Origin of the sequence: Legionella maioricensis (assembly GCF_023618015.1) — a bacterium.
GTDB lineage: Bacteria > Pseudomonadota > Gammaproteobacteria > Legionellales > Legionellaceae > Legionella > Legionella maioricensis.
On the sequence record NZ_JAJKBJ010000019.1, the window covers coordinates 1 to 14,430 of the forward strand.

Consider the following 14,430-nt stretch of genomic DNA (forward strand, 5'->3'; position numbering starts at 1 on the left):
ATTGGGGTAGAGCCAAAAAATTCCATGAACAACATTTTGGATTTACTCCTGAAATTAAAAGCTGTGTATTTCAGAATAAACGGATGGTGATACTTGGTGGAACTCTTGTTATATCGGACAAACCTGATTGTGATTGGAACACTCCTACAGATTTTTTGACCAGTCACTTGAAAACTACTTTAGGCAATGATTGGTTTGAAAATGAATTATCTAAACCGACATTTGAACGCCACATTATTGTTAAGTGGTGTACAGAGGGTCAACTTACAATTATCGATCCTGAAAATCCTGTGGAAACATGCCAATTAAATGGTAGCGCGTTAGCTTACCTACATTTGGCATATGATTTGTTTGTTTTAAATGACCAAAATTATTTAACAGGTAATTTAGTGAAGCGGCTGAAGGTTCAATCCAGCTTCAATGGTGCCCGATATGAAATATTTGTTTTAGCTACTATGATTAGGGCCGGCTTTAAGCTGGAACTATTTGATGAAACACTTGGTCGTGGTCGTGTTACGGAATGTCGAGCCACTCATACTCAAACTGGTCAAATATTACAAGTTGAGGCCAAAGCCAGAGATGTTAAAGGTGTTTTGGGCGCGAAGCAAGGCAAGCATAGGAACATTGACTTGTATGGCAAATTAAGAAATGCCGTAGAAAAAGATGTTGATGAACCTTTTATTGTTTTTGTTGATGTTAATTTGCCTGAGTTAGATATATATGAAAATCAAGATAAGGTAGATAAGATAAGGGGAGAGTATAAAAAAATGGAAGAAAAATTTCCCGATTCTTTGCCCAATATTGTTTGTTTTACCAATATACCTTTCCATTATGGGCGTGATGATAAACTGCCCAACAGCAATGCTTATGGACTTATAATTTCGCGAAAACCTAAAGTGCAATTTAAATATGAATCGCAGATCGTCGACTCTTTAAGAGGCTCTCTGAATACCTATCGTTTCTTGCCAAAAGAGTTCGATGAAAGCAGACAATTTGCAGAAGGGTTTTTTCAAAAAAAATAATTGGCTAGATAAATTTTTCCCAATTTGTAACTGTACTATAACCCTCTTTAGCTGAATCATCCGGTATCCACTTGCCATAAGTTTTCATCACCATTTCAGTATCAACATGTCCCATCTGGCTTGCAACCCACATGATATTTTCGCCACCGGATAACATCATAGAGGCATAAGTATGTCTTGTTTGATAAGGATTTCTATACCTAATAGCCGCTCGTTTAATAGTATGTACCCAAGCAGTCCGCCGGATTTGGTGATCAGTTTCCCATGGTTGATTAGTCCGTGGATTATGGAAAACACGTTTACCTAGATCGAAGGTATATTTCGTTTGTGCATTAAGCGCTTCAATAGCGGGAGGGAGTAACATTACTTTACGTTTACCCGCAATTGTTTTTGTTCCTTTAACCTGTTTCTTTACCACAGCTCTGACAACATTTATTATCCCATGAGCTAAATCAATATCTTCCCATTCAAGAGCTATAAGCTCGGATGTTCTTAATCCTGTAAAAAAAGCAAACTGAAAGAGATTTCTGATCTGTTCGTGGTGAGTTGCATCTAAAATAGCTTTGACTTCATTTTTATCAAATGGGTCTACTTTGAAATTGCTTTTGCTGGTTTGTTTGCTTAACAACTTAGAAATAACAATTTTATCCAGCGGATTACTCTTGATGTATTCATCATTAAGTGCTTGTTCAATGATCGCTCGTAGAGGAATGAGAAGGTTGCTGACAGTTTTTGAGGTAACCTGCAAACCACGTATCCATTCTCGAATAAAAGCTGGTTTTAAATCTTGTAATGCCACTTCACCAAAATAAGGAATAAGGTGTGCCTCACAGACCTTCTTGTACCCGATATAAGTACTATGCTCACGAGTAGCTTTTATCTGATCTAAAAAATCTCTGAGTAACTCACCAATTGTTATATTAGTTTTTACATGTCCAAATCTTCTCGCTAAATTTGATTGTGGGAAATAATCTGCATATGAAAATGTACCACGTTCAATAGTGTTGAGTATTTCACAACGTAATCTTTCAGCATATTTGATATTGCTAGGGGTGACTTCTAGCAAGCGTAGGCTGGGCTGAAAAGCCCAGCGATTCCTTTTGTAGATTTAAAGTGAAAAATGAGTTAACCAGGTAAGGCAGAGTCTTTCTAGCAACTTTTCTTGGAATTGAAGTTTCCATTGCTGGTGAATGCTGGGCTTTTCAGCCCAGCCTACGCTTGCTTTTCCTTAGCCACTAATGATGTGCTTTATGCGATCCTGAACTGTTTGAATACGCTGTATTGTAACAGGGCCGTCGTTAAGATGCCCTGGTAATGCTGTTCGGAAATTATCATCATTAATGATTTCTGCAAAAAACTGTTTAAGGTGTGTTTTTAAGTTCTCTGTCGCAAGACAGATCTCATCTGCAATTTCAGTACGCCCAGCAACGACAGTAATAATGTCCTCAAAATCATGGCTTCCTAAGAAATCATTATTACCTCTTGTTTTAAATGCCTCAATCTTGGTTGCCAGCAGGTAGGGTGCGGTTACTGATTTAATGATAAGGTCATCTTTCAATTGGTGTGTAATGACGTGCTCAATAGCTTCTTTGTACCAGCGATTACCAAATTTTAAAACGCTCTCATCTATTGGCATGACGTCTAAAATGACCTCATCATAATGCCACCGGCATATGACAGATTCATCTATAGATTGTTTAAATCCTTGGTCTGATAGTTTCTTCCCAAATTGGTAATACTTCGGCAAGGAGGCAATATCTACAATGCAATCTACATCCCGCGTAGGACGAACATCTAGCGATAAAGGATCAGTTATAAAAAGCGCAGTAGTGCAACCACCCAAGTAGATAACCTCTTCATTTAGTGGCCCTAATTTCCTTGCCACAAACTCTAGCATTCTCAAATTCGCTGTGGCTCTTTCCTGCTTGATGTTTGCCATGAATAATTTCCTTTAATAATGTAGTAGCGATATTTCTTTCTCGCGCTCGCCCACTGCGAATTGCATCGACAAGCACGAGTAATTCATAAAAAGTTTGATCTGGAAATTGAGTCACTGATTTTGGCACCGAGGAATACAAAGGTTCTAAAGCCAATCCTCGTTTATCGCCTTCACCATAAGGCCAGACCGGAATAGGGTCATCACCGAGAATAAATTGTTTTTCAAGGATAGGGGCGGCATAACTCGTAGCAATTCCGCGAGTATAAGCACCCAACTCTACAGGAAAGAAATATTTCACACCCGATATCAGGCATTCTTCACAAGCTGATTTACTTGGTAAGAATATCATTTTATTTTTAGGATTATCTGTAAGCACCGGTGCTAATAATCCTGAATGAACTAATCTTTTTATGCCAGCATTAACTTCTGATACACTCATGCATAAAAGCGTTGCAAGTTTATTTTGAGACAAATACTCGTCCTGATAGTTTTTGTTCAAAACCATCATGGAAAGTATTTTCAAAAGTATCACGATGTCTTGTGGTTTGAGCATAAGGTAGATACCCCAATCTTTATCTTAACTTAAGTATAGCACCATCATTCGTTGTTCGCGATTCGCGAATAGCAAATAAGAATGATATTGAGGCTCAAATCATTAACTTGTATATTCTGGCAGGCATTCGCTGTTCGCGAATATAAGAACGGTAATCGGCGGAATTTGGTTCAATTCCAAGAGTAATACTCGATAAAGTGGGGCCTATTTGGGGGCTTTTCCAAGCCGCATTCAAATAATTATTTATTATCAATCAATTACATAGCCAATGTTATGGATGCCGCCCCAATTAACAAAACCATTCCTGACCACCAAAGGCTATCAAAAACCATTGTAAAACAAGCTGTTAAGGCTTTTTTTATATCAATTCAATGGGCCTTCAGAATCAATAAATGCCCAAAAATTTTGTAGCAAGCGTAGGTCGGGCAACAAATTGCCTGACTTCACTCTATGTCGCCTACAGGGTATTTTATAGGAAGCAATGACTTGTAAATGCGATGAAAAATTTGCAGTATGCTGTTAGCAATCCAGCGTTAATGAAGTAGGATTTATTTAAGAAGATGCGTTACAGAAGATTAATACATCCAGATGAATCATATTCTTTATAATCCAGTAAAGCATGGTTATGTAAGTAAGCCTTCGGAGTGGCCTTTTTCAAGTATTCATAGAGATACCCGCTTGGGCAAAATATCAAAAGATTGGTCATATACCGGTGATTTTTTGGATGGAAGTCTTGGCGAATATTTGTTGTCGGGCTATTTGTAGCCCGACCTACGCTCTTATTTTTTAATTAAAAGAATTTTGAGATGTATTATTTTCGACAGGGGAATTGAAGGCATTGAAATTGTGAGGCTGAAAAAAATGATAACTATTATCTGAATTAAAAATCGGACCAAATGTAGTTTCATAGTTTTCTAGGAATCGATTTATAAAAGGCTGCATGCGTTCTCTTAGAGTAGCGCATTGATCCATGACTTCATTGCAATAAGCATCAAGTTCTCGACTCTGAGGAGGAGTAAGATTTTCCATGGGAAGAATCTCCTGAACCAATTCTATGTGGCTATTATAAAATAATTCATAGGCCTCCCATAACTGGATCAGCTCCTTTACTTCGTTTGTATTCTCTATATTAGTCTGATTAATTTCGTCCAACAAAATAGCATCTCCTTCAAATTGCATGCTATTAAAAGTTTCTTTCGATTGAGTTAATAATTTGCAAAATGTTACATGATCCATAGCCATTTTATTGTCTCCAAATGGTTAGTAAAAAATTATGGACCAATTTTAAACTAAGTAATTAAATTAAGACAACAGTATTCAGTTTTTATTCATACTATCCTACAAAGGGGCAAGCGTAGGCTGGGCTGAAAAGCCCAGCGATTCCTTTTTTAGATTTAAAGTGACAAGAGCGTGATAAGCATATGGCTAATCAAGTAGTTCGATTGCTTGCAAACAATAAAATAACCATTGTTCACGTTGGGTCTCTCCATGTTGGGGGCATTATTCATCATTTACTTAAAAAGGGTGTAAGGCCTGATAAAATATCCGCTCATATTGGCCAAAGCAAAGTGTTACAACGTGAAGATTACAACGCTCTGGCCGAATATTTTGATATCGCCTTAAGCCGTTTTGGTAAAAATAGTATGGACACCGCTGAAGTACTCAGAAAAATTGAACGACTAGCGCCTTACCTTAAACCAGATAAGGAGGGTGTGGTTATTGAACCACTTGCTATGGACAATGATATTGATGATGAATATATGAAAATAGCTCAAGAACTCATTGAGGAATTTGAATTGCGCGCATCTCCTGGTCCCTGATTGGAAGCACCCATTGCAAAATTACAGGTTCGAGCGCAAGACGGACGCATTTTAAACAGAAAAGGTATTACTATTGGACGTATAGATTAGTTTTGCAAGAGAGGGTTAAAGCAATAAGTTCTCCTTAGTTCCATGTTCTAGGGCATGGGGTGAATATTGACAATTGATCAATTTGGCGTTATTTTGATCAGTCACCAACCTCCCAGAACTGGAACAAAAATGCCAACATTTACTATAAACATGGGTAATGAAATTACCCCAGCAATTACTGTGCGCAGAGCTGAAACTGAAGAATTTCCACTTAAGGCACTTTATATTGAAGCTCTAGATGAATATTTTACTGAAGTTACCTCTAAAGAAGAACGAGTTACCCTTTTAGAGCGCTTGGAACATTTACTGAAAACAACGCCCAAATTGATTTGTTTCCTGTCACTTCCAGAAGATGCTAAAAAAAGCTGTCTGCGACTCATTGCTCAATATTTGGGCGAAAATAGCGCTCTTGAAAAACAATTAAAAAAACAAATGGAAGACAAGTTTTTTCGCGAAGAGTTTCTTGAGGCCTGCGAGATTAACCAAATTGATACCGTACATCTCGGCGGGGTTTATGGCAAAGCTTGTGTTTGGGATTGTGCCAGAGGGCTTGCTGATAATATCTATGCAAAACAATTGGGCGATAAACATCCCAACATCCGTTATCGTGATACTGACGAAACCTATCGCTTCAAGAACGCAATAATAGATGAAGACATTACTGAAGGTTATACCGATAGCGAGTTAACGTTGAATCAACTCGCCTGTTTTCCGGTAACAGAAAGTTTTGAGGTTGATCTGGGTTTCGAAAAAGACATCACTTCGAAAGGTGAACAGCTATATAAGGGCCAAGTAGGTGAAAGTTATGAATTATTCTCAAGTCTAAGCGATGCCTCGTATCCTAAATATGAAGCCTTACACACCCGTATACAATATTGTTTATCAGGATACGAGCTAATGATGCTTAATCACTCAATTTGGGCATCAAACAAAACTGGGGCAGAAAATAGCAATGTAGATATGACACGATGCGAATCATCTTTGGGGGGTGGGGAAGAACTGACAAAAAGTTGTATTTCAAAATAAACCCAACTATGAAAATTATAAACAAAACCCAATTCTTTTTTGGTAAGCGTAGCTGGGCTGTAAAGCCCAGCAAATGATCTATGGCCAGCAATGATCTGATGAAAGGATTGGCACTTGAATTAAATATCTGTTTTCGGATTAATAATCAACTTCCAGGAAATGATCAAGGTTGCACGCTGGGCTTTACAGCCCAGCCTACGCTTGCTGCGTTTAGCGAGGTCTAGACTAAACCCCCTAATGTACAACAAAAAAAGGTATAGTTGATGGACAGAACTTATAATGATCCACTGCACGGTATTACCCTAGAGGTTATCTTAAATAGTTTGTTGATTTGTTATGGCTGGGAAGGCTTAGCGGAAAGAGTCAAAATTAACTGTTTTTCTTCCAACCCCAGCATCAAATCAAGCCTTAAATTCTTGCGCAAAACACCATGAGCAAGGACTGAAATTGAAACCCTTTATCTTGCTTCCTTAAAAAGTAAAGATTGCGAAAACTCATAATTACTGGAGTAATAAATAATATGAAAGATGTTTTCACTTGAATCATTTAATCCATAGTGGGATAGGGACTGTGGAAGAATCCCAAGCGATGGGCTATACTTTTTTTACTGCTATCAAAAGTGAGACTCATCATGGGAAAAGGAACTCCAGTTGAATTAACAAAAATTAAAAAAATTGTTGCTGATATTAAAGAACTTCCAGCTAAAATTGATTCCACAGAGCTGGCTAAAAATGCACGACACTTACTGAAAAAATATGCATTATTATCTGAAAAAATCGAAAGAAACGTATTAATTGGCGTCGCGCATCAAAAGGATCTTGCTAAAATTCGTACAGAAGAATTCAAAGCCATAAGACGTACATTAAAAGAAAAAGTAAATTCGATTCTACATGCAAAAAACAACAAGAACGTTAAAAGTGAAAAGCCTGCGCAAAAAACCGTAAAAACGCCTACTCCCAAAAAAACCTCAAAAGCGGCTGACGTGCCAGTTGCAAAAGAAGCAAGCTCAAAAAAAACCGTGAAAAAATCATCACCTAAACCTAATAAAGCAACCGGTCCCAAAGACGACGCATAATTTGGTTTTGTTGCAAAAGTGTTCATAAGCAATAAACAGATTCATTCCCAATGAGCTTAGAAAATCAATGGGGCCAGATTCGAATTGAATTATTAAGATCATCGGGGTCTGACCAAAAAATAATATTATTTCGAAGAAAAGTTAATATTGTAAGGTCATCTTAATGATGACCTTATTTACTCTACTAAGCTTACATTTTGAGTTCTTTTATCTTGAAATATATGGGAATCCCATTTCCAATTTCTAATTTCTGGTAAATCCTGTCCATGTTGTCTAATGTAGCTTTGATGTTCTAATAATTTTACTTTAATGCGCTCAATAAGTTCTTGCTCTTTGAAACCTGTTGCGGGTAAATAATTAAGGACAGTGAGAACCAAGTGAAAACGATCTAATTCGTTTAATACAGTCATATCAAAAGGAGTAGTGATTGTCCCTTCTTCTCTATATCCTCTCACATGGATGTTTCTATGATTTGACCGATTACTGGTTAAGCGATGAATGAGCCATGGATATCCATGATATGCAAAAATGATGGGTTTATTCTGAAGAAATAATTGTTCAAAATCTTCATCACTTAATCCATGAGGGTGCTCATAATCTGGTTGCAATTTCATTAAATCAACGACGTTAATAACACGAATTTTTATATGGGGTAGTTCGGCACGTAAAATAGAAACCGCAGCCAATGTTTCAAGGGTAGGGACATCTCCTGCACAGGCCATAATGACATCAGGAGACTTCCCGTTATCATGACTTGCCCATTCCCAAATTCCTATGCCATTGGCACAATGCTGCTTTGCTTCCTCGAAGGTAAGCCACTGTGGCGCAGGATGTTTTCCTGCAATGACTACATTGACATAATGTTTACTCTGTAAACAATGATGCATGACTGACAATAAACAATTTGCATCAGGAGGAAGGTAGACGCGAATTATTTCTGCTTTCTTATTAATTACATGATCAATAAACCCCGGATCTTGGTGAGAAAACCCATTATGGTCTTGTCGCCAAACATGAGAGGTGAGCAAATAATTTAATGAAGCAATTTTTTTGCGCCAAGGAATCGTTGCTGTAACTTTTAACCATTTGGCATGCTGATTGAACATAGAACTAATAATGTGGATGAAGGCTTCATAACAGTTGAAGAGTCCATGACGTCCGGTTAATAAATACCCCTCCAACCAGCCCTCACATTGATGTTCGCTCAATACCTCAAGTACTCTGCCTTGTGAAGATAAAAAATTGTCATCAGGCAGGGTTTGAGTGTCCCATTGACGATTGGTTGCTTCAAATACCGCCTCTAACCCATTGGATATTGTTTCGTCTGGTCCAAATATACGGAAGTTGTTTGAATTGAAGCGAATTATATCTCTCATGTACGGCCCCAAAACACGGGTATCCCCTATCCCTTGTTGGCCACGTTCTGCGATTTTGACCGCATAGTCATCTGGCTCAGGTAAATCAAGGGTCTTTAACAGCAAACCACCGTTAGTATGAGGATTTGCACTCATCCGTTTTTCATTCTCAGGTGCTATAGCTCTTATCTCATTGAATAGTTTACCCTGTTCATCAAATAAAATTTCAGGTTGATAGCTTTTAAGCCATTTTTCCAAGATTTTTAAATGCTCCATGCTACTCGAGCAGCTAGAAACGGGTACTTGATGGGAGCGAAAGGTCCCTTCAATCTTTATCCCATCAACTATTTTAGGAGCCGTCCAACCTTTAGGGGTTTTTAAAATAATCAGGGGCCAATGGGGGCGTTGCGCATTCTTATTAGCGCGCGCATCGTGTTGAATGAGTTTAATCTGATTGATGACTTGTGCAACGACAGCAGCCATCTTCTCATGCATTACTTGGGGTTCATCGCCCTCTACCCAATAAGGCGTCCAACCATAGCCATAAAATAATTGCTCCAGTTCTTCTTGAGGAATACGAGCCAAGATGGTTGGATTTGCTATTTTATATCCATTTAAGTGAAGAATGGGCAATACCGCTCCATCTGTTACGGGGCATAAAAATTTATTGGAATGCCATGCGGTTGAAAGCGCTCCTGTCTCTGCCTCACCATCCCCAATAACACAAGCAACGAGCAAATCCGGATTATCAAATACGGCCCCAAAAGCATGACTTAAAGAGTACCCTAATTCACCTCCTTCATGGATAGAGCCAGGACACTCTGGGGATGCATGACTTGGAATTCCGCCCGGAAATGAAAATTGAGCAAATAACTTGCGTAACCCATCTTCATCTTGGGTGATTTCAGGATATAGCTCACTGTATGTTCCTTCAAGGTATGCATTCGCTACAACTGCAGGACCGCCATGGCCTGGCCCTGAAATGTACATCATATTTAAATCATATTTTTTTATAATGTAATTTAAGTGGGCGTAAATAAAATTTTGACCGGGAGTTGTTCCCCAATGGCCTAATAATCTGGGTTTAATGTCTGAAAAAACTAACTCGCGCTTAAGTAGCGGATTATCACGCAAATAAATCTGGCCTACTGATAAGTAGTTAGCTGCGCGCCAATACCTGTCTATTTTGTTAAGTATTTCTTGGGTGAGCATTTTCTTTCCCATTTAAAAGTAAGTATACCTATTGAGGAGGTATTATATAGATCATAATTGGCTTAAAACACTGCAGAAAACAAATTAAAGATGCGAGCTGCTAGGATAGGGCCCCTGTTCGCATCGATAATCGGCAGTCAATTCATTTTAAGTTATCACAGACATAAGCTGAATTCATTCTGGACATAAAGACAAAAATCAAATTTAATTGTTACTTTGAAAGAGCAAGTTTTACAGCGTTGGCTATACTCGTAATGGACTATTTGAATGATTCTATAGGTTATTGCGTCAATTATAAGAAAGAAATGAGGGATGATTTCTGCCTATTAAAATAAAATCAAATTGTCCAATGGTGTATATTATCGAGTTTTTCAGATCTGAAGATGATGTATAGGAGCAATAATGAAAACTTTGACTAAAGAAATGCAAGAAGCAATTACACCTGAAATTGCGTTGGATTTATTACAAGAAGGTAACAAACGATTTTTAAATAATTTAAAAATTAATCGTAACCTGCTACAGCAAGCGAATGAAACCTCTGATGGACAACATCCCTTTGCTATTATTTTGAGTTGTATTGATTCGCGTACTTCAGCGGAATTGATTTTTGATCAGGGTCTAGGTGATATATTTAGCGTACGTATTGCAGGCACTATTATTAATGAAGATATTTTAGGAAGTATGGAGTTTGCTTGTAAAGTAGCGGGAGCTAAGATAATCGTGGTGTTGGGGCATTCAAAATGCGGTGCAATAAAGGGGGCTTGTGATCATGTGGAAATGGGTAATTTGACCGCCTTGCTCAATAAAATACAAAATGCTGTTCATGCGGAACAGTCCACCGTTGAAAATCGGACCTCAAGTAACGAGGATTTCGTGGAAAAGGTTACTGCTATAAATGTTAAGAGAACAGTCCAGGCAGTGATGGAGCGCAGTCCTATTTTGAAAGATCTTATTGAAAAAGGAGAGTGTGGAATTATTGGAGCGCATCATGATATATCAACAGGTGAAGTTGTCTTTTATCAAGATGCTAAATTGGGCTTTGGGACAGATGATTGATAACCTTCTGAAAGCCTGCATCAATGAGAGCAAATTTCGAGTTAACGGTTTCACTTCTCTTTTTTAAAAATGTTTTGAACCCGTTACGTTGTTATTAAACTCCCCTTTAAGATGGATTTTATTTATTATTGAATTGGTGATGGTTTGAGTTAATGCATCCCAAAGCCCGCTGGCATCTAAAGAAAATGCATTTTTAAATTGATTCTCATTGAGCACTGTTCTTAGCCTGAGATCGATATCACCATTTTTACTGTTGATATAATGGGTGATAGCAAAAGCTAATTGCCGTTTAATGAAGGGGATATCGGGTGGCGGTTCTAATATCAATCCTTGCGATTGCAAGTGCCAATCCATTTCAATATTGGCTTCTTGATCATTAAGTTGCCATTTATCTTTAACTTCAACATTAATAATTCCGCCTTTAAGCCAATTGATTGGTGGTTTATTTACAAAATTAGCAAGTATCGCCACTGGGAAGTCAGGAATATGCCAGTGAGTAATCCTTCCGGAGTCCATTTCACTGGTAGAGATTAAAATAGGGTGGCCATCTATAGAACCTGTAATGTTGGAGCGGAAAAATAGGTCAAAAATTGCATAGTCACTTCTAAATTTTGGGGTGTATATTTTATCAAAAGATACAGGAATGGGGGTGTTGCCATTGTTGGTAAACGTAATATTTATCTTGTTCACATTAAGATTATTTATTACGAAGGGCCGTTTCGTTTTTATCTGGGATTCACTGTCTGCCTGCTCTGTATGGTCGTTTGTATTTACCTGTGGATCGGGTTGGGTAATATTGCCGGTAACCTGGTTTATGAATAGCGTTTGAATGGTTATAGGGCGAAAAATCAGGCTTAACCAATCGATATCCAGGGATAGATCAGCAATATCGAGTTTAAAACTCGTTTTTATTGGCGATTCACGCGTTACATGGAATTGGTGAAAAGATATTTTTCCGGTAAAAATATTACCCTTTATTTGCTCGGCATTCAGTTCTATGCCGGTTTTTTGTTCTACTCTGGTAAGTATCCATTTTACTGTCGGCTCAAAAAGGGCAAAATTTATAATAAACAAGGCACTGATTATTAAAATAATTAGCGATAACGAAAGGTTTCTGAGCCATTTTAATGCATAAACTGTTTTTGCAAAGAATACTGAATTAGTCATTTTGCTTGAGTTGATTCTCTTTTGGGGAGGCTCTGGATTAGACGGATTTTTATTGGCATTTTTTGTCATAGCTGGTGAGGTGGTTTTGTTATCTTTCATTAAAAAAGGAGTGAAAATTAGCTCAATGATGAGTTCTATGATGCAGACTAATACATTGAATAATAGAATAAATAACAGGATTATGGGGTCTAATAAAAATTCTATAAGCAATATGACGAGTGCTTCCATCTTTATTGTCCTTATTTGAGAAACATTAGAACCTTAGGGGATAATCTATTCATATAAGTATATAGTCCTAAATGTACTCCTTTTAAAGAGAGTTAACGTCTGAAAATTGGGTTTATTGGTATTAGAAAGTAGGTTGGGTCAAAAGGACCCAACCTACTTTGAAGAAATCCAATCCATCTTAAACCGTGTACAGTAAGGAAAACCCCGCATAATTTGAATGTGATTTAAAATTATATTGAAGATTGAATAACGGCCAATTAGAACTAAATGTTGGGAAATAAGAATAGTAATAATCCACTGATGCCGCAATATGTCTGTTTAAGGCATAGGTTATTCCCGCACCAAATCGCCCCCCCACAGAATTATCGGAATTAAAAAAACTGGGTGAGTTTGGCGTATTTTCAGGTTGATTAATGGATACGTCTCTAAAGGATAAACCCGCGCGTCCGTAAATTAATAGATCCGAATTGACGCGATAACCAGGGAGCAAATCAAGTCCAAGATAATCATTTATCGCCAATTGATCCTGGTAAATAGGACCTACAATCGTTACTCCAGGACTATAAAAGTTCTCCGTACGATGAGGAAAATACGTATTGGCTTCAATACCTAAAAACAGTGAGTTCATGAAGGTATGTCCATACCCCAGAAAGACATTACCGACCCACTGATTATTATTCGAAGCGGCATTAACGGTACTTCCAAAAACCACATTTTGGGTCTCTAATTGGTCATCATTAAAAGATCCCCCAACACCAACCCCTGCATATAAATTTTCCTTGGGATTATTAGCTTCCATTAGCTGCCCCATAGCTCCTGAAAATGAAGCCCCGCAGCTGAAAACGAAAAATGCAATTGCCATTTTCTTCAAATTAAACATATAAATCGTCCTTATGACCCACTTGAACAGGTATTTTCCACGGCTTGCCGCAGGATTGGTTACTCAATCTAGCAAAATGAGTAGATCATTGAAAGTAATAAATAAAAGGCAAGTGAGCACGGTTAAGGATGGATGCGAAATTGACAAAGTTATTCTATTGTCCCTGGAGCGAGATAACTTTCTGAATTTCTGGCCGATTGTATTCTGCATGCCCCGCTTCAACTATTAAATTGGGAAGGGGACTGTACTTTGCCTTATCATGAGTATGACCGCAGAAGACTAAGAAATTGATATCAGGGTAGCTCAGGCAAATATCGCTTAATACGTCCCCGGTTGCTTTTGAAGAAAAATAAGGCAGCCAATCATCATTGTTGATTTTCCCCTCATGCAAACACGCTTCTTTAAATGGTGGGATATGCGTTACAACAATAATTCTTTGCGCATGCTCTTTCACCGCTTGTAATAATTGCTTTTGAAGCTGGCTGGCATCAAGATCAGCAAGTTGCTGCATTTGGGCTAATAGTTGCGACTTGCCAAGCCTTCCTTCTTGGAATAAATCAGCAATCATTCTGCTGTCATTAAGCACCACCCGACTGTCATCATAGTTCCCCAGACGACCATCAGCCCAACCATCATGGCCAACTAAAAAAGTGCTGTTATCCAACCGCTGTGGGTTTGACGCGGGCAGCCAAAATAAATACTCATTAGATTCGGTTAACTGGGTCATTTCGTGTCGTACGTCACTTATCTGACCGCGATAATAATCATGATTACCCAGAACGAAATAAACAGGTTTTCTAATGAAATGGGCCAGTTCTTGCAACAGCTCTTTCACGCAAGGTGCTTCTGCAATATCGCCACTTATTAGTACCCCATCACAACCCGTATCAATAATGGTTTGATAAAATTGGTGTCGTATTGCAAGGTCAATAAAATTTAAATGAATGTCAGTTAACCAAGCCAGTTTCATAATTTTCCTTAATCATTTACTGCGATCTTGAGCGGTT

Annotated in this window: 16 protein-coding genes; 8 read left to right on the forward strand and 8 right to left on the reverse strand. The window is 38.1% G+C overall.

Going from position 1 to position 14,430, the window contains the following annotated elements; genetic code table 11:
- Nucleotides 1–83: 83 nt before the first annotated feature.
- The gene (locus tag LOX96_RS13435) at nucleotides 84–1,022 is read left to right on the forward strand and encodes a hypothetical protein (protein ID WP_250423030.1); all 939 of its coding nucleotides are present in this window, start codon (nucleotides 84–86) and stop codon (nucleotides 1,020–1,022) included.
- A gap of 4 nt (nucleotides 1,023–1,026) precedes the next feature.
- On the opposite strand, the gene LOX96_RS13440 is transcribed toward LOX96_RS13435, so the two are convergent.
- The 3 genes from LOX96_RS13440 to LOX96_RS13450 form a co-directional block, all read right to left on the reverse strand.
- Nucleotides 1,027–2,088: a site-specific integrase gene (locus LOX96_RS13440; protein ID WP_250423028.1), complete on the reverse strand. Its 1,062-nt coding sequence runs from the start codon at nucleotides 2,086–2,088 to the stop codon at nucleotides 1,027–1,029.
- 162 nt (nucleotides 2,089–2,250) lie between these two features.
- Nucleotides 2,251–2,961, reverse strand: coding sequence for a hypothetical protein (locus tag LOX96_RS13445; protein ID WP_250423027.1), 711 nt, complete (start codon nucleotides 2,959–2,961; stop codon nucleotides 2,251–2,253).
- Nucleotides 2,879–3,514 (reverse strand): helix-turn-helix domain-containing protein, encoded by a 636-nt coding sequence (locus tag LOX96_RS13450; protein WP_250423024.1) that lies wholly within the window; start codon nucleotides 3,512–3,514, stop codon nucleotides 2,879–2,881. The genes LOX96_RS13445 and LOX96_RS13450 overlap by 83 nt, the downstream gene beginning before the upstream one ends.
- Before the next feature lie 588 nt (nucleotides 3,515–4,102).
- On the opposite strand from LOX96_RS13450, the gene LOX96_RS13455 reads away from it, so the two are divergent.
- On the forward strand, nucleotides 4,103–4,279 hold the full coding sequence (locus tag LOX96_RS13455) for a hypothetical protein (RefSeq protein WP_250423022.1): 177 nt from the start codon (nucleotides 4,103–4,105) through the stop codon (nucleotides 4,277–4,279).
- Between the two features lie 21 nt (nucleotides 4,280–4,300).
- Here LOX96_RS13455 and LOX96_RS13460 read toward each other — a convergent pair whose 3' ends face one another.
- The gene (locus LOX96_RS13460) at nucleotides 4,301–4,756 is read right to left on the reverse strand and encodes a hypothetical protein (protein ID WP_250423020.1); all 456 of its coding nucleotides are present in this window, start codon (nucleotides 4,754–4,756) and stop codon (nucleotides 4,301–4,303) included.
- A 179-nt stretch (nucleotides 4,757–4,935) separates the two neighbouring features.
- On the opposite strand from LOX96_RS13460, the gene LOX96_RS13465 reads away from it, so the two are divergent.
- The 5 genes from LOX96_RS13465 (at nucleotide 4,936) to LOX96_RS13485 (ending at nucleotide 7,525) form a co-directional block, all read left to right on the forward strand.
- Nucleotides 4,936–5,334 (forward strand): hypothetical protein, encoded by a 399-nt coding sequence (locus tag LOX96_RS13465; RefSeq protein ID WP_250423018.1) that lies wholly within the window; start codon nucleotides 4,936–4,938, stop codon nucleotides 5,332–5,334.
- A gap of 219 nt (nucleotides 5,335–5,553) precedes the next feature.
- Nucleotides 5,554–6,450 (forward strand): hypothetical protein, encoded by an 897-nt coding sequence (locus LOX96_RS13470; RefSeq protein ID WP_250423016.1) that lies wholly within the window; start codon nucleotides 5,554–5,556, stop codon nucleotides 6,448–6,450.
- Nucleotides 6,451–6,530: 80 nt separating this feature from the next.
- Nucleotides 6,531–6,674, forward strand: coding sequence for a hypothetical protein (locus tag LOX96_RS13475; protein ID WP_250423014.1), 144 nt, complete (start codon nucleotides 6,531–6,533; stop codon nucleotides 6,672–6,674).
- 39 nt (nucleotides 6,675–6,713) lie between these two features.
- Nucleotides 6,714–6,884 carry a VF530 family DNA-binding protein gene (locus tag LOX96_RS13480; protein ID WP_284498381.1) on the forward strand — a complete coding sequence of 57 codons (171 nt, stop codon included), beginning with the start codon at nucleotides 6,714–6,716 and terminating at the stop codon, nucleotides 6,882–6,884.
- A 197-nt stretch (nucleotides 6,885–7,081) separates the two neighbouring features.
- Entirely contained in the window at nucleotides 7,082–7,525 is a 444-nt protein-coding gene (locus LOX96_RS13485; RefSeq protein ID WP_250423012.1) for a hypothetical protein, read from the forward strand.
- A 176-nt stretch (nucleotides 7,526–7,701) separates the two neighbouring features.
- Here LOX96_RS13485 and LOX96_RS13490 read toward each other — a convergent pair whose 3' ends face one another.
- The gene (locus tag LOX96_RS13490; RefSeq protein WP_250423010.1) at nucleotides 7,702–10,092 is read right to left on the reverse strand and encodes a phosphoketolase family protein; all 2,391 of its coding nucleotides are present in this window, start codon (nucleotides 10,090–10,092) and stop codon (nucleotides 7,702–7,704) included.
- Nucleotides 10,093–10,494: 402 nt separating this feature from the next.
- On the opposite strand from LOX96_RS13490, the gene LOX96_RS13495 reads away from it, so the two are divergent.
- A complete protein-coding gene (locus tag LOX96_RS13495) occupies nucleotides 10,495–11,148 on the forward strand; it encodes a carbonic anhydrase family protein (RefSeq protein WP_250423008.1) in 654 nt (217 codons plus the stop codon).
- A gap of 63 nt (nucleotides 11,149–11,211) precedes the next feature.
- Here LOX96_RS13495 and LOX96_RS13500 read toward each other — a convergent pair whose 3' ends face one another.
- The 3 genes from LOX96_RS13500 to LOX96_RS13510 all read right to left on the reverse strand — a co-directional run bounded on the left by LOX96_RS13500 (nucleotide 11,212) and on the right by LOX96_RS13510 (nucleotide 14,393).
- Nucleotides 11,212–12,543: a hypothetical protein gene (locus tag LOX96_RS13500; protein WP_250423006.1), complete on the reverse strand. Its 1,332-nt coding sequence runs from the start codon at nucleotides 12,541–12,543 to the stop codon at nucleotides 11,212–11,214.
- A 178-nt stretch (nucleotides 12,544–12,721) separates the two neighbouring features.
- Nucleotides 12,722–13,423, reverse strand: a complete 702-nt coding sequence (locus tag LOX96_RS13505) for an outer membrane protein (RefSeq protein ID WP_250423004.1) — start codon at nucleotides 13,421–13,423, stop codon at nucleotides 12,722–12,724.
- A 154-nt stretch (nucleotides 13,424–13,577) separates the two neighbouring features.
- Complete coding sequence (locus LOX96_RS13510; RefSeq protein WP_250423002.1) at nucleotides 13,578–14,393, reverse strand: metallophosphoesterase family protein; 816 nt, start codon at nucleotides 14,391–14,393, stop codon at nucleotides 13,578–13,580.
- Nucleotides 14,394–14,430: the final 37 nt, after the last annotated feature.

Excerpts from the sequence above, each read along its gene's own strand:
- LOX96_RS13435 (WP_250423030.1), top strand. The coding sequence starts at position 84 with ATGGTGATACTTGGTGGAACTCTTGTTATATCGGACAAACCTGATTGT.
- LOX96_RS13445 (WP_250423027.1), bottom strand. The coding sequence starts at position 2,961 with ATGGCAAACATCAAGCAGGAAAGAGCCACAGCGAATTTGAGAATGCTA.
- LOX96_RS13450 (WP_250423024.1), bottom strand. The coding sequence starts at position 3,514 with ATGCTCAAACCACAAGACATCGTGATACTTTTGAAAATACTTTCCATG.
- LOX96_RS13455 (WP_250423022.1), top strand. The coding sequence starts at position 4,103 with ATGAATCATATTCTTTATAATCCAGTAAAGCATGGTTATGTAAGTAAG.
- LOX96_RS13460 (WP_250423020.1), bottom strand. The coding sequence starts at position 4,756 with ATGGCTATGGATCATGTAACATTTTGCAAATTATTAACTCAATCGAAA.
- LOX96_RS13465 (WP_250423018.1), top strand. The coding sequence starts at position 4,936 with ATGGCTAATCAAGTAGTTCGATTGCTTGCAAACAATAAAATAACCATT.
- LOX96_RS13470 (WP_250423016.1), top strand. The coding sequence starts at position 5,554 with ATGCCAACATTTACTATAAACATGGGTAATGAAATTACCCCAGCAATT.
- LOX96_RS13475 (WP_250423014.1), top strand. The coding sequence starts at position 6,531 with ATGGCCAGCAATGATCTGATGAAAGGATTGGCACTTGAATTAAATATC.
- LOX96_RS13480 (WP_284498381.1), top strand. The coding sequence starts at position 6,714 with ATGGACAGAACTTATAATGATCCACTGCACGGTATTACCCTAGAGGTT.
- LOX96_RS13485 (WP_250423012.1), top strand. The coding sequence starts at position 7,082 with ATGGGAAAAGGAACTCCAGTTGAATTAACAAAAATTAAAAAAATTGTT.
- LOX96_RS13490 (WP_250423010.1), bottom strand. The coding sequence starts at position 10,092 with ATGCTCACCCAAGAAATACTTAACAAAATAGACAGGTATTGGCGCGCA.
- LOX96_RS13495 (WP_250423008.1), top strand. The coding sequence starts at position 10,495 with ATGAAAACTTTGACTAAAGAAATGCAAGAAGCAATTACACCTGAAATT.
- LOX96_RS13500 (WP_250423006.1), bottom strand. The coding sequence starts at position 12,543 with ATGGAAGCACTCGTCATATTGCTTATAGAATTTTTATTAGACCCCATA.
- LOX96_RS13505 (WP_250423004.1), bottom strand. The coding sequence starts at position 13,423 with ATGTTTAATTTGAAGAAAATGGCAATTGCATTTTTCGTTTTCAGCTGC.
- LOX96_RS13510 (WP_250423002.1), bottom strand. The coding sequence starts at position 14,393 with ATGAAACTGGCTTGGTTAACTGACATTCATTTAAATTTTATTGACCTT.